This is a genomic window from Paenibacillus faecis (genome assembly GCF_008084145.1).
Lineage (GTDB): Bacteria > Bacillota > Bacilli > Paenibacillales > Paenibacillaceae > Fontibacillus > Fontibacillus faecis.
In genome coordinates this window covers 473,135-493,348 of the sequence record NZ_VSDO01000001.1, presented here as the reverse complement: position 1 = coordinate 493,348, position 20,214 = coordinate 473,135, and the positions used below count along the sequence as shown (strand labels likewise).

Annotated in this window: 12 protein-coding genes; 11 read left to right on the top strand and 1 reads right to left on the bottom strand. The window is 57.0% G+C overall.

All coding sequences use genetic code 11. From position 1 onward, the window contains the following. Positions 1-22 precede the first annotated feature (22 nt). The 11 genes from rhaA to FRY98_RS02270 all read left to right on the top strand — a co-directional run bounded on the left by rhaA (position 23) and on the right by FRY98_RS02270 (position 16,216). Positions 23-1,279 (top strand): L-rhamnose isomerase, encoded by a 1,257-nt coding sequence (rhaA, locus tag FRY98_RS02320; RefSeq protein WP_148450138.1) that lies wholly within the window; start codon positions 23-25, stop codon positions 1,277-1,279. A gap of 76 nt (positions 1,280-1,355) precedes the next feature. Then, positions 1,356-2,207 carry a rhamnulose-1-phosphate aldolase gene (gene rhaD, locus FRY98_RS02315; RefSeq protein WP_148450137.1) on the top strand — a complete coding sequence of 284 codons (852 nt, stop codon included), beginning with the start codon at positions 1,356-1,358 and terminating at the stop codon, positions 2,205-2,207. A gap of 773 nt (positions 2,208-2,980) precedes the next feature. Further along, complete coding sequence (locus tag FRY98_RS02310; protein WP_148450136.1) at positions 2,981-3,967, top strand: hypothetical protein; 987 nt, start codon at positions 2,981-2,983, stop codon at positions 3,965-3,967. A gap of 15 nt (positions 3,968-3,982) precedes the next feature. Further along, positions 3,983-4,252, top strand: a complete 270-nt coding sequence (locus tag FRY98_RS02305) for a helix-turn-helix domain-containing protein (RefSeq protein WP_148450135.1) — start codon at positions 3,983-3,985, stop codon at positions 4,250-4,252. Between the two features lie 414 nt (positions 4,253-4,666). Continuing rightward, the gene (locus tag FRY98_RS02300) at positions 4,667-10,252 is read left to right on the top strand and encodes a glycerophosphodiester phosphodiesterase family protein (protein WP_148450134.1); all 5,586 of its coding nucleotides are present in this window, start codon (positions 4,667-4,669) and stop codon (positions 10,250-10,252) included. Between the two features lie 62 nt (positions 10,253-10,314). Continuing rightward, positions 10,315-10,893 carry a glycerol-3-phosphate responsive antiterminator gene (locus FRY98_RS02295; protein ID WP_148450133.1) on the top strand — a complete coding sequence of 193 codons (579 nt, stop codon included), beginning with the start codon at positions 10,315-10,317 and terminating at the stop codon, positions 10,891-10,893. A 213-nt stretch (positions 10,894-11,106) separates the two neighbouring features. Further along, a complete protein-coding gene (locus FRY98_RS02290; RefSeq protein ID WP_211373267.1) occupies positions 11,107-11,916 on the top strand; it encodes an HAD-IIA family hydrolase in 810 nt (269 codons plus the stop codon). Positions 11,917-12,058: 142 nt separating this feature from the next. After that, positions 12,059-13,426 carry an ABC transporter substrate-binding protein gene (locus FRY98_RS02285; protein ID WP_148450132.1) on the top strand — a complete coding sequence of 456 codons (1,368 nt, stop codon included), beginning with the start codon at positions 12,059-12,061 and terminating at the stop codon, positions 13,424-13,426. A gap of 1 nt (position 13,427) precedes the next feature. Next, complete coding sequence (locus FRY98_RS02280; protein ID WP_148450131.1) at positions 13,428-14,309, top strand: carbohydrate ABC transporter permease; 882 nt, start codon at positions 13,428-13,430, stop codon at positions 14,307-14,309. Positions 14,310-14,351: 42 nt separating this feature from the next. Further along, entirely contained in the window at positions 14,352-15,167 is an 816-nt protein-coding gene (locus tag FRY98_RS02275; RefSeq protein WP_148450130.1) for a carbohydrate ABC transporter permease, read from the top strand. Between the two features lie 56 nt (positions 15,168-15,223). After that, entirely contained in the window at positions 15,224-16,216 is a 993-nt protein-coding gene (locus FRY98_RS02270; protein ID WP_148450129.1) for a sugar phosphate isomerase/epimerase family protein, read from the top strand. A gap of 582 nt (positions 16,217-16,798) precedes the next feature. Here the strand turns inward: FRY98_RS02270 and lacZ are convergent. Then, positions 16,799-19,924 (bottom strand): beta-galactosidase, LacZ type, encoded by a 3,126-nt coding sequence (gene lacZ / locus FRY98_RS02265; RefSeq protein WP_148450128.1) that lies wholly within the window; start codon positions 19,922-19,924, stop codon positions 16,799-16,801. Between the last annotated feature and the right edge of the window lie 290 nt (positions 19,925-20,214).

The window sequence follows — 20,214 nt, the reverse complement described above, 5'->3', positions numbered from 1 at the left end:
ACTTGAAAAAGGAGCGAACCAGATGGATGCCAAAATCGTCGAAAATTACGAGTATGCCAAAGGCCTCTATAGCCAGCACGGGATTGATGTCGACCAGGTGCTGAACAAGCTTGCGGACATTAAAATTTCCTTGCACTGCTGGCAGGGGGATGACGTTCGCGGGTTTCTTTTTCGAGATAAAGCATTGGGCGGCGGCATCGCGGTTACCGGCAGCTATCCCGGGCGCGCCGGAACTCCCGGAGAGCTTCGGCAGGACTTGGAGAAAGCGCTTTCGTTGATCCCGGGGAAACATAAAGTGAACCTGCACGCCATTTACGCGGATACCGAAGAAAAGGTGGACCTGGATCAGCTTGAGCCGAGACATTTCCAAAGCTGGGTGGACTGGGCGCGGGAGCAGGGGCTCGGATTGGACTTCAACCCGACCTGTTTCTCGCATCCCAAGGCGGAGGACGGATTTACGCTGAGCCATCCGGACCGGAAAATCCGCGATTTCTGGATCGCCCATGGCCAAGCGTCGCGCCGGATCGCGGAATATTTCGGCAAGGAACTCGGGCAGACTTGCGTGACGAATTTCTGGATTCCGGACGGTTACAAGGACACGCCGGTGGACCGGCTGTCACCGCGCAGAAGGCTGAAGGAAGCGCTGGATGAGATTTTCCGGGAGGCTATCGATCCCCGCTACAATATCGATGCGGTCGAAAGCAAACTGTTCGGGATCGGATCGGAGAGTTATGTCGTAGGTTCGCACGAGTTCTACATGGGATACGCGATGTCCGCGGGAAAAGCGCTCTGTCTGGACGCGGGGCATTTTCACCCGACCGAAGTGATCTCCAACAAAATTTCGTCGGTTCTTATGTTCGTGGACCAGCTTCTCCTGCATGTCAGCCGTCCGGTCCGCTGGGACAGCGACCATGTCGTCGTCATGGACGATGAGCTGCTCGAGATCGCCCGGGAACTGGTGCGGGGCGAGCTGTTGTCGCGAACCCACGTCGGCCTCGATTTCTTTGACGGCAGCATTAACCATGTGGCCGCCTGGGTGATCGGGACGCGCAACACGATCAAGGCGCTGCTCCGGGCCATGCTGGAGCCGGTCGAGCGGTTGAAGGCGGCGGAGCTCGACAAGGATTACACGACGCGGCTCGCGCTGACCGAAGAATTCAAATCCTATCCGTTCGGAGCGGTCTGGGATTACTACTGCGCTAGATCCGGCGTCCCCGTACGCGAGCAATGGCTTTCGGAAGTCCAGGCGTACGAGCGGGATGTTCTTTTGAAAAGATAGGGACTTGGGATTTTTACATTTAAGGCTTTCATAGTTAGCCATTATAGCGAATTTTTATAAAGGGGATTGGATGGTCATGACGGTTTATGTCACGGAATCGCTAAATTATATCGGGTCGGGGGAAGCGCCTTTTATCCGGGAGATGTCCGAGGTAACCTCCAATATGTGGAAATACGGATGGGACGAACGGAATGGCGGAAACGTCAGCTATTTGCTGAATGAGGCCGAGGTCGCGAAATACATCGATATTCATCGTGTACTGCGGGTGATCGAGCCTGCTTTTCCGGTGGATGCCTTGGCCGGCAGGTACTTCATCGTGACGGGATCGGGAAAATACTTTAAAAATGTCGGCGATGATCCGGAAGCGAACCTTGGCGTGATTCGCGTATCGGCGGACGGCGAGCGGTTGGAACTACTCTGGGGCTTTAAAGACGGCGCTGTGCCCACCAGCGAACTGGCCGCTCATTTTATGAGTCATATCGAGCGGCTTCAGGCGGACCCGGGCCATCGCGTAATTCTCCACACCCATGCGACAAATGTAATAGCGATGACTTTTATCCATGACCTTGACGAGAATGCCTTTACCAAAACGCTGTGGGAGATGTGCACGGAATGTCTGGTCGTCTTTCCGGACGGCGTCAGCATCGTGCCGTGGATCGTGCCGGGCACCGCCGAAATCGGTCGCGCGACGGCCGAAAAAATGCGCACCAGCCGCGTGGTCATTTGGCCCCAGCACGGCATTTACGGCGCCGGCAACACGATGGATGAAGCCTTCGGCCTGATCGAAACGGTAGAGAAAGCGGCGCAGATCTACATGCTGATCGCTCCGCATGAGATCAAGCAGCGAATTACGGAAGCGCAGCTCCGGGACTTGGCCCGGGCGTTCGGGGTTACGCCGAAGCCCGGGGTGCTGGGGCGGACGCAGTAGCCGGAAGCGCAGGACTCGGGCACGACGTCGCCGGACGACCGGAGACCGGACATGAATGAACCGGTCTAACGAATAAACCGGTCTAAAGAATAAACCGGTCTAACGCGCACGATAACGCTCGGGGCACGGGCAGGGCAGAGCACCATTTGTTCTTCGTGAATAACGCCTTTTTGGGGGCGTTATTTTCTTTTTTCCGGGAGGATGGCGTTTCTCGGGTTCGCTTGTTTGTCCGTTTACAGAGGTGAGCGGGAGCCGCCGAGTCAAAAAGATGCAAATCTGCAGGAATTTTCAGCGATTGAAGGGGCCATATGAGAAATTGATGCAAATCTGCAGGAATTTATTGAGATTTTTTCGAAGGGGGAAGATTTTGCCCAAAAAACCTGCAGATTTGCAGGAATTTTTAAATTAAGGGCGAACGGAAGAAAAAAGCCTGCAGATTTGCAGGAATTCGCCAAAGAGGAATGAGGTTTTGGTGAGCCAAGTGATCGAGCAGCTTAGAGCCATCGGCCTCTCCGATTTGGGCAGACATTATGAGAACATCAAACGGGAGTTCGGGGGCGTTATTTAAATGGCGGACGAAGACAATGGCGAAAGAGCTGTTGTCTTTTTTATATGCAAGTGTTGCGGGCCTGATTAGATTCGAATATCATAAGTAGTAAGTAGTAAGTAGTAAGTAGTAAGTAGTAAGTAGTAAGTAGTAAGTAGTAAGTAGTAAGTAGTAAGTGGTTGAGTAATTAGCATGCCCTAATCGCAAAAAAAGGGAAGTCAGGTCCATGCACGATTTTAGCCTGGTTCAGGAGTTCTCCATGATTTCGCTAAATGCGCAGCGAAGCCGGCATATGACCACAGCCAAGAAAGTCGCGCTGCGCTGCATGGCGGCGGCGGTGATTTTGGAAGCTTATATGGAAGGGTTCATGACGGGGCCCGAAGATCAGCTTGGTGTGAGTAAGGAGATTCAGGCCACTTTTTCATCCGTTCCTTACCGGGAAGTGTTTTTTCAGGATCCTAATTTTGCGAATAAAAGAGGAAGCCTGGGCGCGTGGTTAAAAAGAGCTTCAAGGCTGTCCAAAAGAAAACTTAGCCGATTGGAGACGGTCGTCTCCGCATCGCTACTTCAAATCGGGCTGTTGGAAGAAATTCCGCATCTGATGGGGTGCGATCTTTATTTTCATTCGGCGGGACTTTCCATCAAAGAATACCGGTGTCACATGCAGATGTACCCGAGAATTACCGAGCGCTGTCGGGCGGAGATTCTCGAGGAGGGAGCGGTCGATGAGAAGACGATCTGTATGTTGTGGCTGCTCCGGGAAAGCGGATGCATGCATGATCTTTTTTCGAGAAACGAGTTGGAACGGGTTGCTGTCCGCATGAATGAACTGCATAAAAATAACCCGCTTGCCCGGCAAGTGTATCCGATTCGCATCCGGCACGGCTGGGAATTGGCGGTCAAGCGCTTACTTCGGGTGAAAACGCAGTTTGTTAAAACCCCGGTGGGCAGCGGGGTAAACTTCATATTCCCGATCATGGAGCGGGCGCAATCGGTGTTTATCGAAACTGAGGCCTGGTTCTCCAATCCCCAGGAAAGGCTGAACGATGTGACGAGACGGCTGGAATCCAACGGCCATTCGTACACCATCCTAAGGACGGGGCCGATTCCGACACTGAAAATCGATAATGTGGAGTATGAGGCGGTCCCGCAGGCTATTTACGGCAGAGTTCCCATTCATGGCGTACGGCTGCTTCCCAAGCGCTCTATTTAGAGGAGAGAACCCTAGATGTCGAGACAACGATCGATGGAGGCGATTCTGGCGTCAGAATACGTATCTATCGGAGAATTAGTCAGGTTGACGGAATCCCGCTACAGCACGCTCAAATTTTACACTGAAGAAGGTTTGCTTCCCTACGAGCAGGCGGAGGAGAACTTAACGCGCCGATACAAACGGGAGGAGACGATTGCCCGAATTCATTGGATCCGTGAGAAAAAAGCGGCAGGATTGTCCATTCCCCAAATTAAGGAGGCGCTGCAAATGACCGGAGGTTCCTGAACTGAAACTTTCCGGGCGAGGAGACGAAAAATTAATTCCCGTTATTTACAATCCCTTTACTTGGATCAGATACGGTGAAAATAATTCCGCTTTAAAGTGTAGGTATCGTGGGATGAGGACAGACAGCCCCCTGCGCAGGTAGGGCAATGCTTTGCGATCCAGGCGGCGAATGTGTGATCATGGCCGTTATCGCAAAACCCAATCGAATACCGGGTAGAGACCAGGAGAAAACCCTCTTTTCGCTACGGAAAGCCGGATGCCCTTTAAGGGCGGGCTTAACGGAGCGGACGGACGGTTTTTTTTGTGCTGCCCAACGAAGCGGATAGCTGAGGCCAAGGGTTCGGCCCTGGCCCTGACGCCGGGAGGGGAATCTGCCGCATCCTTCAACTCATTCTTAGGAGGGATAGCTAACGCATGAAAAAAGCGAAAAAGCTGCTGCACCTGATCACGGTTTTGTCTCTATTGGCCGGCTTGGCAAATATGGGGCCGGCGATCCCTACGGCCGCGGCTGCGGAAAAGGGACCGAACAGGGCGGAGATGGAGGCGGTACGGACGCGGACGGCTCCGGTCATTGACGGGCGTTTGGAAGAGTCTTTTTGGAGCGTCAGTGAACCGCTCACGGTTCGCACCGACCCGGCTTCGAACGACAACCATCGGTTTGGACTGCTGTGGGACGACACTTATTTGTATATCGGGGTGCGGATCGAGGACGATACGCCGATCACCGGGGGCAGCGGATACTGGTTCGATCAGGACAGCCTTAATCTGTTTTTCGACCCGACCTTGCATCGGTCGTCCCCGTTTGCCCCGGAGGATATGCAGATCGGTTTGCTTTACGGGCAAGACGGAAGCGCGCCGGAGTTCCGGTTTGGTGCGGCGCTGAATAATCATGCGGATAAGGATGAGAAGAAGGTGCTGCGCTCGATTCACGCCACTCCCGAAGGCTGGAGTGCCGAGCTGGCCGTTCCGTGGGACATGCTTGGCATGGACCCCCGGCTTCAGAAACAGCTCGGCCTCGAAGTCGGCGTCACCAACCGTTATGATGCGGCGGATCCGGCGAAACAGCGAACGAGCTATTGGAGCGCCTACAATTCCTCCAGCTTCTGGAACGATACGAGCGGGTACGGCGAGGTGCATCTTTCGGATGCCACACCGGTTTCCGGCTCGGTAAATCCGGTGCTGCTGGAGGAGAACTACGAAGGGTATGAGGAGGGAACCCTTCCGCCGGGCTGGATCTCCGACGTCAATGGAGGGAGCCCGGCGTTTACGGTGACCCGGGACACGTATTCCTCCGTGACGGGAGACACATACGGAGGTGGGACGGCGGATCCGGCACCCTTCGGCAAAAGACTCCGTTTCGACGGCAACAAGTCCGGGTGGCAAGCGCGGATCACCGCGCCCGTGCAAGCCGACAACTACACGGTGGAAGCGGATGTCCGGTTTGAAAGCGTGCTGAATTCGGCACGCTGGGCGGCGCTGATGTTCCGCGTTCCCGCGAACGGCAAGGCGCCGTACAATCAAATGGCCGTAAGGCAAAACGGCGCTTACGAACTGGCCTACCGGAACCCGGACAACCAATGGAACGTCCCGGAGAGCGGGACCTGGCAGCCGCTTGCGCTCGGCAAGGACTACACGCTGAAAGTGCGGGTGTTTGGCGATAATGTCAAGGAATACATCAAGGCCAAGGACGAAGCGGAGTTCGCCCTGCTGATGGACGCCACGCTGGACAGCGGGCTTTTGGAACGGGGGAAGGTAGGCTTCCAGGCGGATCAGGCTTCCGTTTCCTTCGACAATCTGAAGGTGACCCGTCTTACCGCGGACCGGCTGGATCTGGTACTGCCGGATTCGGCGGAAGCGCTCAGCGGACCGATGACGGTAACCGCCACCGTTTATTACTCCGACGGGGTGGTTGAGCCCGTCCAGCCCAAGGACCTTAAGCTGTATTCTTCGGATGAGCGCGTCGTCAAAATTGTCGACAATCGGCCCGTACCGCTGAAGGAAGGCGAAGCGGTGATTACGGGGGTTTACCATCAGGCGGAATCGGGCGTCCATGTCCGGGTGACTCCTTCCCTGACCGGGCCGAAGGTGGTGAAACTGGCGCATGATCAGGGCTATTTGCTGGTCGAGGCGGGCGACCCCGTTCCGCTCAAAAATATCCGGTTTACGGCGGAGTCCAGCGACTATTCCTCGGCGGAAATCGACGGGAGCCGGTTGAACTGGACCGCGGACAGCGGCGAAGTTACCACGGACGGGACAGATCTCATGGTGAAGGCTCCCGGCGTCTATGAAGTGAAGGCGGGCATCGACAGCGCCGAGTTCCGGTTGATTGTGGTGGCGAAGGCGGCGGATCAGCAGGAATATACCCTGTATGCGGAGGATTTTGACCGCATGGCGGACGGAGCGTTTCCGGAAGGCTGGACCCGCAAGCAGGGCGCTTCCGAAGGAGCCGCGGGCGTGCGGGACGGGGCGTTCGAAATGCGCGCCACGGCTTCGCCGGACAATCCCTCCCGCGTCCTCCTGCCGGATTACTTGAGCTTGTTCGGCAACTATGCAATCGAGGCGGACATTACGAATACGGCAGCCAATAACACCGCGCGGTGGAATTCCATCATGTTCCGGGTTCAAAACGGGGATTCCCCCTATTACCAGATGGCCGTACGCAAAGATCCTTCCGTTTACAACGGGGTGGAGTTTGCGGAGCGCACGGCGTCCAATCAATGGAACGTGATGGATCGCGGTTCCTATACCGAGCCGATGGAGGAAGGGAAGCCGCTTCGGTATACGGTAAAAGTGTACGGCAATCGCGTCCAGGAGTATATCAACGATCGGATGGTGATCGATACGGCGAAGGCGGAGGCGTACAACAAGGGACTTATCGGATTTCAAGCCGACGGCAGTACCATGCGGATCGATAATATCCGGGTGACTCTGCTGGAGCAGCCGCTTCCGGTTCAGGAGATCACGCCGTTTGTCAAAGTGTCGGAACCCGATACCCGGATCGCGATGGCGCCTACGGTCGTCACCGAGGTGGTGTATGGCCAAGATCTCGCGAAACTAAAGGACGGACGGCTGCCGGCCACGGCGATTATTCATATCAACGCCGATCTTGCCGTGACCGAAAAGTACGGCGGCAAGGTGATTTCCCCGCTGAGCGACGTGCTCGAGACGATGGGGGAGAAGGTCATTCCGGCCTTTTATGTCAAAGAAGAGCTGGCGGTTGACCGGCTCGTTCACGAGCTGCGCGAGCGCGGTTTGGAGGACGCCTTCGTCGTCTCCGACCGTCCGGACTTGGTCCGGCGGGCCAGAGCGGCTTATCCGATGATCCGCGGCATCCTGGACTTCATTTCCCTCCTCCATCCAACGCCGGAGCAATTGCTCGATATCCGCAGACAAACCGCGTCGAGCCAGGCGAGAGTCGCGCTGCTGCCGGCGGGGGCGGCTACCCGGGATAACGTGGCTTATCTGCAGAAGCTGGCGGTGATGGTCTGGGCGCAGGAAGCCCCGGGCACAACCGGCGGGCCCCTGCCGCTGCACCGTTTGATCACGGCGGGCGTCAACGGGGTTGTGGCCGCCGAGCCGGTGAAAGCGCACGAAGCGCTGGAGCTCTACAACCGCGATACGACGCTGGTTCGCAAAGTGTACATGATCGGGCATCGCGGCATGCCTTCCGTATCCCCGGAGAATACGATCGAGAGCAATATTTTGGCGATTGAGGCCGGTGCCGATTACATTGAGAACGACATGTTCCTGACCAAGGACGGATATCTGATCATCACCCACAATGCTTCCCTGGAAACGACGACGGATGGAAGAGGGCAGGTCGAGAATTTCACCCTGGAGCAGCTCAAAGCGCTGAACGCGAACAAGCCTTATCCGCAAGGTTATTCGCTGGTGAGGATGCCGACCCTGGACGAGCAGCTGCAGCTGGCCCGGGAGCGGGGACGCCTGGTTTATGCGGAGATCAAGACCCAAACCCCCGGGGCGGTGGATGCGTTCGTACAAACCGTCAGAAAATACAAGGCGGAAGATATCGTCAATGTGATGTCTTTTTATCCGGCTCAACTGGAGCGGCTTGCTCTCTTGATGCCGGAAATGAACGCGGGTCTGCTGACCGGTTATTTGTCGAGCGAATCCAATGTGGAAGGTTCGCTGCGGGAGACGATCAAAGCGCTGTCCAGGCAAAACTGGACTTATAATACGGATTTTAACGGTCTCGGGCCGAAATTTATGGAAGCCGCCAAGCACCGCGGGCTGCTGATTTCCCCGTGGACCCTGAACAAGCGCGATGATATCATCAAGTACTTCAAGATGGGCGCGTTTGCCATCACGACGGACTATACGTACTACGCTTCGGATTGGGCGGCTGCGCTGTCCGCGAAGGAATCCGCGCTGGTGTTAAACCAGGGGGAATCCCGGAGTATAAGCGCGGTCGCGGAAACCTATAGGGGCGACAAAAAAGAGGTTGCGCCGGACGTTGTGATCATCGAGGGAAGCGATATTCTTCAGGCGGACGGTAACACCGTCAAGGCGGTCGGAGCCGCCGGAAAGGCCTATGCGCTGCTGCGCTACTCGGCTGCGATCGAAGGGGGCGGCACCTATGATCTGTATTCGGAGCCGATCGAGATCGCGGTTCGCGGGGGCCATAACGGCGGCGAAACGCCGGGCAACGGCGGAGGTACCGGCGGAAACGGGAACGGAAGCTCCGGCAAACCTGGCGGATCGCAAGGCCTTCCCGGAACACCGGCGGGCAGTGAGACTGGGCAGCCTGATACCGGCGCCGGGACTACCGTACTTGAAGCGACAAGTGGAGCCGTTAGAACGGAGGACTTGAAAAAAGCTGTGGAGGCGGGAAAACCTGTCGAGGTCCGCTTTAGAGGGGAGAGTGTTAGGGTTCCTTTAGCAGGTCTGACGCCGGAGTCGTTACGGCGGACTGAAATTACGCTGACGCTGGTCAACCGGGATCTGCAGGCCGGCTACAGACTGCCGCTGCGGAACATCGATCTTGCTGAGGCCTCCCGTTTACTCGGAGGCACCGCCGCCGATTCCGCCGAGCTTGTCGTCACCGTCCGCGAACTGAACGGACCGGAGAGATCCGCTGTGGCAAAAGCGGCCGAACGCGCCGGAGGAAGGCTGGCCGGTCCGGTTGTGGAATTCGGGCTTCGCCTATCATCCGGGGACGGATCCGCGTCGGAGCGCAGCGTGCCTTTCCCGATCGCTAACGCGGTTCAATACATCGGAACCAATAACGGCGGGAAAAGCCGTACAGGGACGGGCGTTCGTTTCGATCGGGCCGGGAACAAACTGGTTTATACGCCGAGCCGTTATGTCGTCGAAGCCAACGAGGTGATATTGACGCGCGGCGAAAACGGAATCTTTACCATACTGTCCATGGAAAAGGCATTTGCCGACATGAAGGGTCACTGGGCGGAGCAAGAAGCCCGGAAGCTGGCGGAGCGGCTGCTGCTGGAGGGAACCGGCAGCGGGGCGTTTGAACCGGGCCGCCCCGTGACGCGGGCCGAATTCGCGGCCATGCTGGTTCGGGCCCTGGGCCTGGATGCGAAGTCAGAAGCCGGTCTGACGGCGGGGAGCGGTGAAACATCGGGCCCGGCCATGAAGGATGTCGCTCCCGCGGATTGGTTCGCCCCTTATGTACGGGCGGCGGTTCAGTCCAGGCTCGCCGGCGGATACGAAGACGGGACCTTCCGCCCCGACGCCCCCGTCACCCGCGGGGAGCAGGCGGCGATGATGGCCAGAGCGATGCGGATCTCCGGCTCCGCTGCCGGTTCCGGATCCGGATCTGGTGAAGGCACCCGGCGGCTGGACGGCTTCAAGGACGCCGCGGAAATCAGATGGGGGCGGGCGGATTGGGAAACGGTCCTTCAGGCCGGCCTGTTCAACGGCGTCACCGGGAACCGGCTGGATTCGGCCGCATCGTCCACACGCGCACAGTCCGCGGTTGTGCTGTATCGCTTCCTTCAATGGTGCGGCGATTTGGAGTAGATGTTAATCCAGCGCTGATAAACGGCCTCTATACTAGGGACAAACAACAAGGAGGCGTGAGAATGAAAAATGGACTGTTCACGGGAACCTGGGGACGAACGATCATCCCCGCCGTGAGAAAGCCGGAGGATCTGGCGGCGGCCTGCGCCAGCGATTGGCCGATCTTGTTCCTGCTGACTGGCGATTTGTTTACGGTGCAGCACTATGTCCGGCAGGCGGATGAGGCGGGGAAGAAAGTGTTCCTCCATGTCGATTTTCTGGCGGGCCTGGCCAGCGACCCCGTCGCCGTGGAATACATCGCGGACAAGGTTCGACCGACAGGCATCATATCGACCAAAAGCCATATGGTCAAACAGGCCAAAAAGTGCGGGCTTCAGGCGATCCAACGATTGTTCCTCATCGACACGTCGGCCCTGGAACACGGTATTCATACCGTGCGCCAAAACCGGCCGGACGCGCTGGAGGTAATGCCGGGCTTGATCCCGAGAGTGATCGGCGAGCTGCGGGCGAGCACGTCTTTGCCGATCATCGCGGGAGGCCTGATCAAGGACCATGAGGAAATCGAAACGGCGCTGCGCGCCGGGGCCGCCGCGGTATCCATGGGAAATCAAAGCTTGTGGCATTCTTTTGCAATGTCTTAACACGACGTTAATACGCCCTTGACACTGGGGGGCTACATTAGAGGAGAAAGAAAGCTTAGAGTTTCAAGTTCAATTTCATAATTTAGGGTCGGAGACGAGGAGAAAGCCCTTATGCAGAGAGCCGGAAACGGCATGGTTCGCCATGTCCGTTTCCAGGGCGGCTGCATAACGGGCTTTTTTGTGTTGTCCGCCCCAAAGGAGGCTGTTCAATCATTGCCGGACACGCTGTCATTTGAGACGTACTTTTTTGATCTGGACGGCACGATTTTTCTGGGTGACGTCCTGCTGCCCGGCGTGCGGGAAACGCTGTGTTATTTAAGGAGCCAGGAGAAGAAGGTAAGATTCTTGAGCAACACGACCATCCGGACGAGAAAGGAATGCCGTGACCGGCTCCGGCGGCTTGGACTGGCGGCGTACGAGGAAGAAATCGTCACGGCGGGGTCGATGTCGGCCGTTTATTTCGGAGAACGGCCCGAACGGGTCCGGGTTCTCGTCGCCGGGGAACAGGCGCTGGTCCGGGAGCTCGCCGCCGAGGGGGTCGATACGACGGAGAATCCGTCCGAAGCGACGCATGTGCTCGTCGGTATGGACCGGGAGTTCAACTACGGGAAGCTGCATCGCGCGATGAAGGCGGTCCAGGGCGGCGCGCGGCTGATCGCGGCGAATCCCGATCCGAACTGCCCGGTGGACGGCGATTTGATCCCCGACACCTGGTCCATGGTCAAGGCGATCGAGGCCGCGAGCCTGGGAACGGTGGAGGAGATCATCGGCAAGCCATCCGCCTACTACGCCGCCAAGGTGCTGGATTGGAGCGGCACGGACGGGGACCGCTGCCTGATGGTCGGCGACCGGCTGGACACCGACATCCTGTTCGGCGCCGGCCACGGAATGCGCACGGCGCTCGTACTGACGGGGGTATCGACGCTTACGGACCTGGACCGGTTCCCGGTTCGGCCGGATTACATCTGGGCGACGATGGATGAGATGCTTCCGCGCTCCCAGCGGGCCGGAACGATCGTTTAACCGGCGGGCGGAATTTTACAGCATTTTTACCCCATGCTTACGAAAGAAATATACGGATTTGGTAGAGTGGAAGAAATGCCGGCCCCTAAAGCTCGGGAGTTCTTCCGGAAACAGCTAAACTAAATTGGAGGAGATGGACGTTATGCGGAAATGGAGCACGAAAGTACTTGCGGCGGCCTTAGGGCTGTCGCTGCTTGCGGGATGCGGTGGAGGCAGCGGAAACGGGAACGGAACCGGGAGCAGCAACGGCAAGGGAGATGACGCGGCGGCTTCCCAAGGGACGGCTCAGACGGCGTCCGCGGCGAACGGCGGGAAGAAAACGGAGCTGACCTTCTACTACCCGATTGCGGTCGGCGGTCCTTTGACCAATACGATCGAAGCGATGACCGCCGATTTTGAAAAAGAGCATCCCGACATCGATGTCACCCCCGTGTATACGGGCAGTTATGCGGATACCGCGGTAAAAACGCAGGCGGGCGTTCAAGCGAAGCAGCCGCCGGATGTGGCGGTACTGCAATCCACGGAGTTGTTCAGTTTGCTGGATATGACCGCGATCGTTCCGCTGGACGACTTCATCGCCAAGGAAGGCAACGATTATTTGGCGGATTTCTATCCCGCCTTCATGGCGAATTCGCAAACGGACGGTCATACCTACAGCATCCCGTTCCAGCGCAGCACGATCGTTCTGTACTACAACAAGGAGATGTTCAAGGAAGCCGGACTGGACCCGGAAAAAGGGCCGGCGAACTGGGAGGAAATGCAGGACTACGCGATCAAGCTGAAAAAGGACGGACGCCACGGGCTGGAAATCCCGGTTACGGGCTTCGCTTACTGGATGATGCAGACTTTCGCGCTGCAAAACGGGGAAAACCTGATGACCCAGGACGGTAAAAAGGTGATGTTCGACACCCCGGAGAACGTGGAAGGACTTCAATATTGGGTGGATCTTGCGGCCAAGCATAAGGCGATGCCGGAAGGGGTCACGGATTGGAGCACGGTGCCGTCCGACTTCCTGGAAGGCAAGACCGCGATGATGTACCATACGACGGGGAACCTGACGAACGTCAAGAAGAACGCCACATTTGATTTTGGCGTCAGTTTCCTGCCGGCTAAAAAGCAGTACGGCAGTCCGACGGGCGGAGGCAACTTCTATATTTTCAAAGACATCAGTCCGGAAAAGCAGCAGGCCGCCTGGGAATTCGTTAAATTTATGACCGAGCCGGAGCGCGCGGCCCAGTGGAGTATCGATACCGGTTATGTCGCGGTGCGCAAGTCCGCCTATGAAACGGAGCGGATGAAGAAGTATGCGGGCGAGTTCCCGGCGGCGCTGGTGGCCCGCGATCAGTTGGAATATGCGGCAGCCGAACTGTCCACGCACAATAACGGCAAGGTGATGAAAATTTTGAACGATAACGTTCAGGCGGCATTGACCGGCACATTGTCTCCTGCGGAGGCCTTGAAGAAAGCCCAGACGGAAGCCGATCAGGCTCTGGCTTCCTTCAATAAATAGCATGGCCGGAAGCCGCTGGAGAAACAACGCCTTTGCCTGGATTTTGCTGCTGCCTTCTTTGGTTATTCTGGCGTTGTTTACTTTCTATCCGATCTTTCTGACGCTTCGTCTCAGTTTGTTTCAGGCCGACCTCGCCGCGCCGGAGCCCCTATTTGTCGGATGGGATAACTTCCGCAGGTTGGCGGAGGACGAAGTGTTCAAAAAGGTGATGGGCAATAATGCGATATTCGCGCTGGGGACGGTTCCTACGGGGATCGCCCTGGCCCTCTTGATGGCGGTTTTCGCCAATAAGATGATGCGGGGAAGAGGATTTATGCGGACGGCCTTCTTTTACCCGACGCTGATCCCCATGATCGCGGTCGCCAACATCTGGCTGTTTATTTACACGCCGGAATACGGTCTGGTCAGCCGGCTCCTCTCCTGGACCGGACAGGCCGAACTGAACTGGCTCGGTACGCCGGGCCTCGTGCTGTGGGCGATGATCATCATGATCATTTGGAAGGAAGCGGGCTATTTGATGATTTTTTATCTGGCCGGCATGCAAAATATCCCCAAAGAGTTGTATGAAGCCGCCCAAATGGACGGGGTCGGGAGTTTTACCGTGTTCCGTAAAATCACATTCCCGCTGCTCATGCCGACCACGCTGTTTGTGAGCATCGTCGCCTTGACGAACGCGTTCAAGCTGGTCGATCATTTGATGATAATGACCCGCGGGGGTCCCAACAATTCAAGCAATTTGCTGCTCTATTACATCTACGAGACGGCTTTCAGCTTCTGGGACCAGGGCATGGCTTCCGCGCTGACGGTAGTCATGATCGGACTGCTGCTGCTGTTTGCGGCGGTTCAGTTTTTCGGACTCGACAAACGCATTCACTATCATTAATTCCGGACGGATCGTCCGGAAAGAAAGGCAAGGCTCAAAGATATGCCGCAGAAATATGTGTCTAAAATCGGCCATTCCCTTATGCTGCTGCTGGCCGCGATCTGGCTGGTGCCGCTGATCTGGATGACGGTGACCGCGTTCCGCTCGCGTCAGACGGCCCTTTCGGGGTTCTGGTCGGCGGACTTCACCCTGGACAATTTCGCCACGGTTTGGTCGGCGGCTCCCTTTACCGTGTATTACCTGAATACGCTCCTCATCGTGTTCGGCGTATTTGCCGTACAGATGCTGACGGCGACGATGGCCGCCTTCGCGTTCGCGCGGGTGCCGTTCGCCGGAGGCGGGATCGTGTTTCTGGTATTTCTGGCGCAGATCATGATTCCGGCGGATGTGCTGATTTTTCCAAACTACAATATATTGAAGCAGTTCTCGCTGCTCGATACGAAACTGGGAATTATGCTGCCGTATCTCGCTTCTTCCTTCGGGATTTTCCTGCTCCGCCAGGTTTTCAAGACGATCCCCCTGGAATTGGAGGAGGCGGCACTCATGGAAGGCTGCAACCGGTGGCAGGTGTTGTGGAAAGTGTATTTTCCGCTGTCCCGGCCCACCTATGTCGCCTTTGCGCTCGTGTCGATCAGCTATCAGTGGAACAATTTCCTCTGGCCGCTGATCGTCACCAATTCCGTGGAAAACCGGCCTCTCACGGTCGGGCTGTCGATTTTCGCCCAATCGTTCGAAGTCGGGGTCCAATGGACTGAGGTCAGCGCGGCGACGCTGCTCGTCATCGTACCGCTGCTGGTCATTTTCCTGGCGTTTCAGCGCCAATTCATCGACAGTTTTATTCATTCCGGCATCAAGTAAGTAAAGAATGAGGGAACCGACCCGGCAGGACCATCCCATTTGAAGGAGAGATCCAGATGATCGCACGCGAAGACTGTTCCGTTTCCACCTATGCTTATATCGAGCGACCGCTTCAAGAGGCGGTGCTGACTTTGGCCGAGGCCGGCTGGAAGCAGATCGAAATCATGTGCGAGGGCGGCCATGAAGAGATCCTGGTCTGGCCGGAAGCGCGGCTGGCGGAACTCAAGCGGACCGGGGAGGCCTACGGCATCCGGTGGAGCCTCCACGCGCCGATCACCGGCTGCAACCCGGCGGCCCGGGACGAGGCGGAGGCGGCCCGATCCGAGCGTCTGCTCGTGGAAACGCTGCGCGTGGCGGAGCATTTGGGATGCCGCCATGTCGTCCTGCATGCGGGGAGCGAGGAGGTGCCCGGGGCTGGATTGGCCGGGAAGAACTCCGGCGGCTCCATGCCGGCGGGCACCGAGGAGGCGGCCGCGCTGCCGCAGGCCGAGCCGACGCCCGGGAACGAGGCGGCGGCAGTAGGCATGGCCGAGGGGGAGGGTGCGGCGGAACCGGCGGGGGCCAGAGCGGGGGTTGAGACCGCGACCGAAGCGGCGAAGCTGCGGGTCGTCGGCTTTCTCACCCGGGTGCTGGAGCGGACGGCCGGCGGCGGCGCGGTCATTGCGCTGGAGAATGTCCCGCCTTACCCCGGTTTGCTCGGCGTGGAGGTGTCCTTCCTGCGGGCGATCGCCGACGAGATCGATTCCCCGCGGGTCGGCCTCGTCTTCGATTGCGGCCACGCTCATATGACCGGCAGCGGACGCTGCCTCCTCATGCTTCAGCAAGCGATGTCCCGGCTGGTGGCGCTGCACCTCAGCGACAACACCGGGCAGGCGGATGATCATTTGGGGCTCGGCGGCGGCACCGTGCCGATCGAGGCGATGGTGGCCTGGCTCGTGGCCTGCGGGTATCGGGGCGCCTGGGTGCTGGAGATGAGAAAGCCGGAAGATTTGCAGCCTTCCGCAGACAGGCTGCAAAGTCTGACCCGGCAGTTCTTGAGCAGCTTTTAGCGAACCGAATTAGGCTCCAATAAGGGAGCTAATGCCCCAGGGGACTAATGGCTGTAATCGCCTCCCTTTGAGCCGGTCGGGTAAATAAGGGCATTTTGAGGCGTTATTTTGTCGAATTCGTCCTTTCGGTGGGAAATAGCGGTCTTTTGGGGCCTTATTTTAGGGGAAAGTGGGCCGAAACCTGATTTTTGGACCCGCAACAGTGAAATACGGCCTTTTTTGGCCGCTATTTTTCCCGAAAACGCAAATCAGGCCGAAATAACGGCCCAAAACGCCGCTATTAAGACGGACGGCCAGAGAGATTGCGGATAGGCAGCACCATGTCAGGTTTAATGCAACGCTAGTGCGGACGGCCAGAAAAATTGCGGGTCGGCAGCACTAAGTCAGGTTTAATGAAACGTCGGTGCATCATCGCACCAAAAACTTGCAGAGTATTTGCGGGTTTTTATAAATTGAATGCAAAAGATAAGGAAAAAACCTGCAGATATCTGCAGGTTTTTTATATAAGCTTATGAGGCCGACCAAGATCTCCTCAAAGTCACCTTAAGATCATCTCAAGGCCTCGCCTCAAGGGCCCGCCCGTTACACGGGTCGAACCCGGAACTTGAAGGAATAAGGCCGGTTTGCGGGAAGCGTGTAAGCTTCGTGCGTCCGGGCTCCCCAGCTGTCGTCCCCGCCGACGCCCATTTGTTTGAGGTTGATTCTTACAATGGTATGACCGGTTTCGGGCAGCTTGTAGACATGGTCATGCGCTTCCAGTTCGTCCGGGGACCAAGGCAGCGCATTGAAGTCGAACGGCACTGGACTTTCAAACCGGAGGGCGGCCGCACCGTCAGCGGCGCTCTGCGCGATTTCGGCATACCGGACGTCGGTCTTGTTGCCGCACTCCTGCGGGCGCAGATAAGGAACGAACTGATCCCGGACGGCACCGGTGTAATATCCGAGACGCGCCCCGGTCTTCCGATCCCAATAGTTCTCGTGCGGACCGCGGCCGTACCAGGATACCGTGTCATGGCTCTTGTTCAGGGCGAAAAGCAGCCCGAACTCCGGCAATTCAGGCAGATTGCCGTCCGGCACCAAAGTTTGCTCCACCTCGATCGCTCCATCGGGGAACAGGCGGTAGACAAGGGATAGGGTGCTCGAAGGCTGATTCTCCCACGCGTATTCGGCATAGACGGCATAACCTTCGCCTTCCGGCCGATGTTCGAACCGGGTCAGCTTCAGTTGGAACGGGGCGGTTTTCCAAAAAGCGCAGCGTTCATGAAGCTTGCTGCCGAGATCGTTGTCGGTAACCGCGCGCCAGAAATTCGGCCGCACGTCTCCGGCGAGCCGCTCTTGGCCCGATATTTTATAGGAGACCAGGTTTCCTGAATGGCGGTCAAAAGAAACAGAGAAGGTTTCCCCCGATAGGGTTAGCCGATCCGCCTCGATTTCCGGTTTCAGAGGGGAAAGCCCTTGAGCCTCGGAGGAACCCCACGGCACCGGCACCATGCGAGGCTTCAATACGAACTGCTCCCACGCGACTTCGTGTCCGGCCTTGGCCCACTTCTGATCGGCTTTCGTGACGAAGGAAACCGTCAGGACGGCTTCCCCATCCCCCTCGAAACTGGGCTGGAACGGAATTCGGATCTCCACCGTTTCCCCGGGCTGCACCGGGCAAGTCAGCGTCCCGCTTTGCACCGGAACACCATCCACAGCCACGCTCCACACGCCTTCGTATTGCTCCAGATCCGTGAACAGCGCTTGATTCCGAATCCGAATAAGGCCTTGACTCAGATCGACGGCTTCGAAGCGCAGATCCTGATAGCATTTCTTAACCTCTTGCAGCTTGGGCGTGACGGTCCGGTCGGCAAAAATGAGCCCGTTGCCGCAAAAGTTGCCGTCATGCGGCGTCTCGCCGAAATCTCCGCCATAGGCAAGGTATTCCGTCCCGTCTTCCGCGGTCGTCCGAATGGCCTGGTCGATCCAATCCCAAATAAAGGCTCCCTGCAAAATGTCGTACTTGTCAAACAGTTCCCAATAAAGATGAAGTCCGCCGCAAGAATTTCCCATGGCATGGCTGTATTCGCAGAGGATATACGGTTTGTTGGGACGGCTAAGCGCGTAGCGCTCGACATCGCGGGGCTTCACGTACATGGTGGACTCGATATCGCTGGCCGCTTCCGATTTGCGGTAATGAAACACCCCTTCGTAATGGACGAGCCGCGTCGGGTCGGCCTGTTTCAGAAACTCATACATGGCGATGAAGTTGTCTCCGCCGAAGGATTCATTGCCGAGCGACCAGATGATGACGGACGGGTGGTTTTTGTCCCGCTGAAACATGGAATTGCAGCGATCGAGCACGTTGTCGCGCCATTCCGGCCGGCTGCCCGGCACATTGAATTCATTCAATTCCTGCTGCCCGTATTGCCAGGATCCATGCGTCTCCAAATTGGTCTCGTCGATCACATAAAGCCCGTATTCATCGCAAAGTTCGTACCAAAGCGGCTGGTTCGGATAGTGGGAGGTGCGGACCGCGTTGATATTATGAGCTTTCATGAGCTCGATGTCCCGGATCATCTCGGCCTTCCCGATGGCCCGCCCGGCGTCTTGCGAAAATTCGTGCCGGTTGACGCCCTTAAATACGATGCGGCGGCCGTTGATTTTCATCAGTCCGTCCTTCAGTTCGAATTTACGGAATCCGGTCCGGCAGCGGGTCGCTTCGAGGACACGGCCTTCGCGATCCTTCAGCGACAGTATGACCGTGTAGAGATGGGGCGCCTCCGCGCTCCACTTCAGCGGATTCCGCACCGCCGCCGAGAGCTGCAAAGTACGGGATTCTTCGGCTTGCAGGACGGAGGTGAAGGTCAGAGGCGCTTCAAGAACGGCCCGCCGATCTTCATCGTACAGTTGGGCTTCCACGGTGATTTCCCCGGTACTTTCTCCGGTATAGTTGGTGATTTGGATATCGAGCCGCAAATCGGCATCACGGTAATCGGCATCCAGGTCGCTGCGCACAAAAAAGTCGGCGATATGCACCGGGCCGGGCGAATAAAGGTAAACATCGCGGAAAATCCCGCTGAGCCGCCAAAAGTCCTGGTCCTCCAGCCAACTGGCGTCGCACCACCGATAGACCTCCACGGCCAGTTTGTTGTCACCTTCCACCAGGTAAGGGGTGATATCGAACTCGGCAGGGGTGAAGGTATCCTCGCTGTACCCTGCCAACTCGCCGTTCACCCACACGTAGAACGCGGATTCGACGCCTTGAAAACTGAGAAACACAGGGCGTCCTTTCCAGTTCTCCGGCACGGTAAAGGTGCGGATATATGAACCGACCGGATTGTAAAGCGTCGGCGCAAAAGGAGGCGTAAGCTCCGGCTCGGAGACAGACCAGGGGTATTTTACATTCGTATACTGCGGATAATCGTAGCCTTGAAGCTGCCAATGGGAAGGGACGGGCATTTCCCCCCAGCCGCTGGCGTCGAAATCGGTCCGGTAAAAATCCCGGCTTCGCCGGTCCGGCGTCTCCGCGAACGAAAACTTCCACACCCCGTTCAGCGATTGGTAGTAGGGGGAAGATTCGGGATCGTTTGAGAACGCTTCCGAAACGGAAGGAAAAGGCATCATGGACGTGTGGGCGGCGAGCCTCCCCAATTGAAACAGCTCCGGATTGTTATTCCACTCGGGATAACCGTTGGCCGGGGGTGTGTAAACGAGTTTTTGGCGCATGATATCGTAACAACTCCCTCCTATATAAATTGAACTAATTGATTTACATGTACGGCCGCCGTGTGAAATGTTCTTCCGATCGCTGTGCTCCCAGATTTCTTTAATTAAGTTTATAAGGTAGAAATCCGCTCACAAAGGCGAACACTTCGCTTCTCCAGAATCATTTCACACTCTAGCCTATTGGCAAATCTTAAATCCAATTTATATATGTTATAATATATTCACATTATAAGATTCCGTGGAGTATTAGAAAATAAAAGAATATTCGCCCTGTGTATTAAAATATGAAA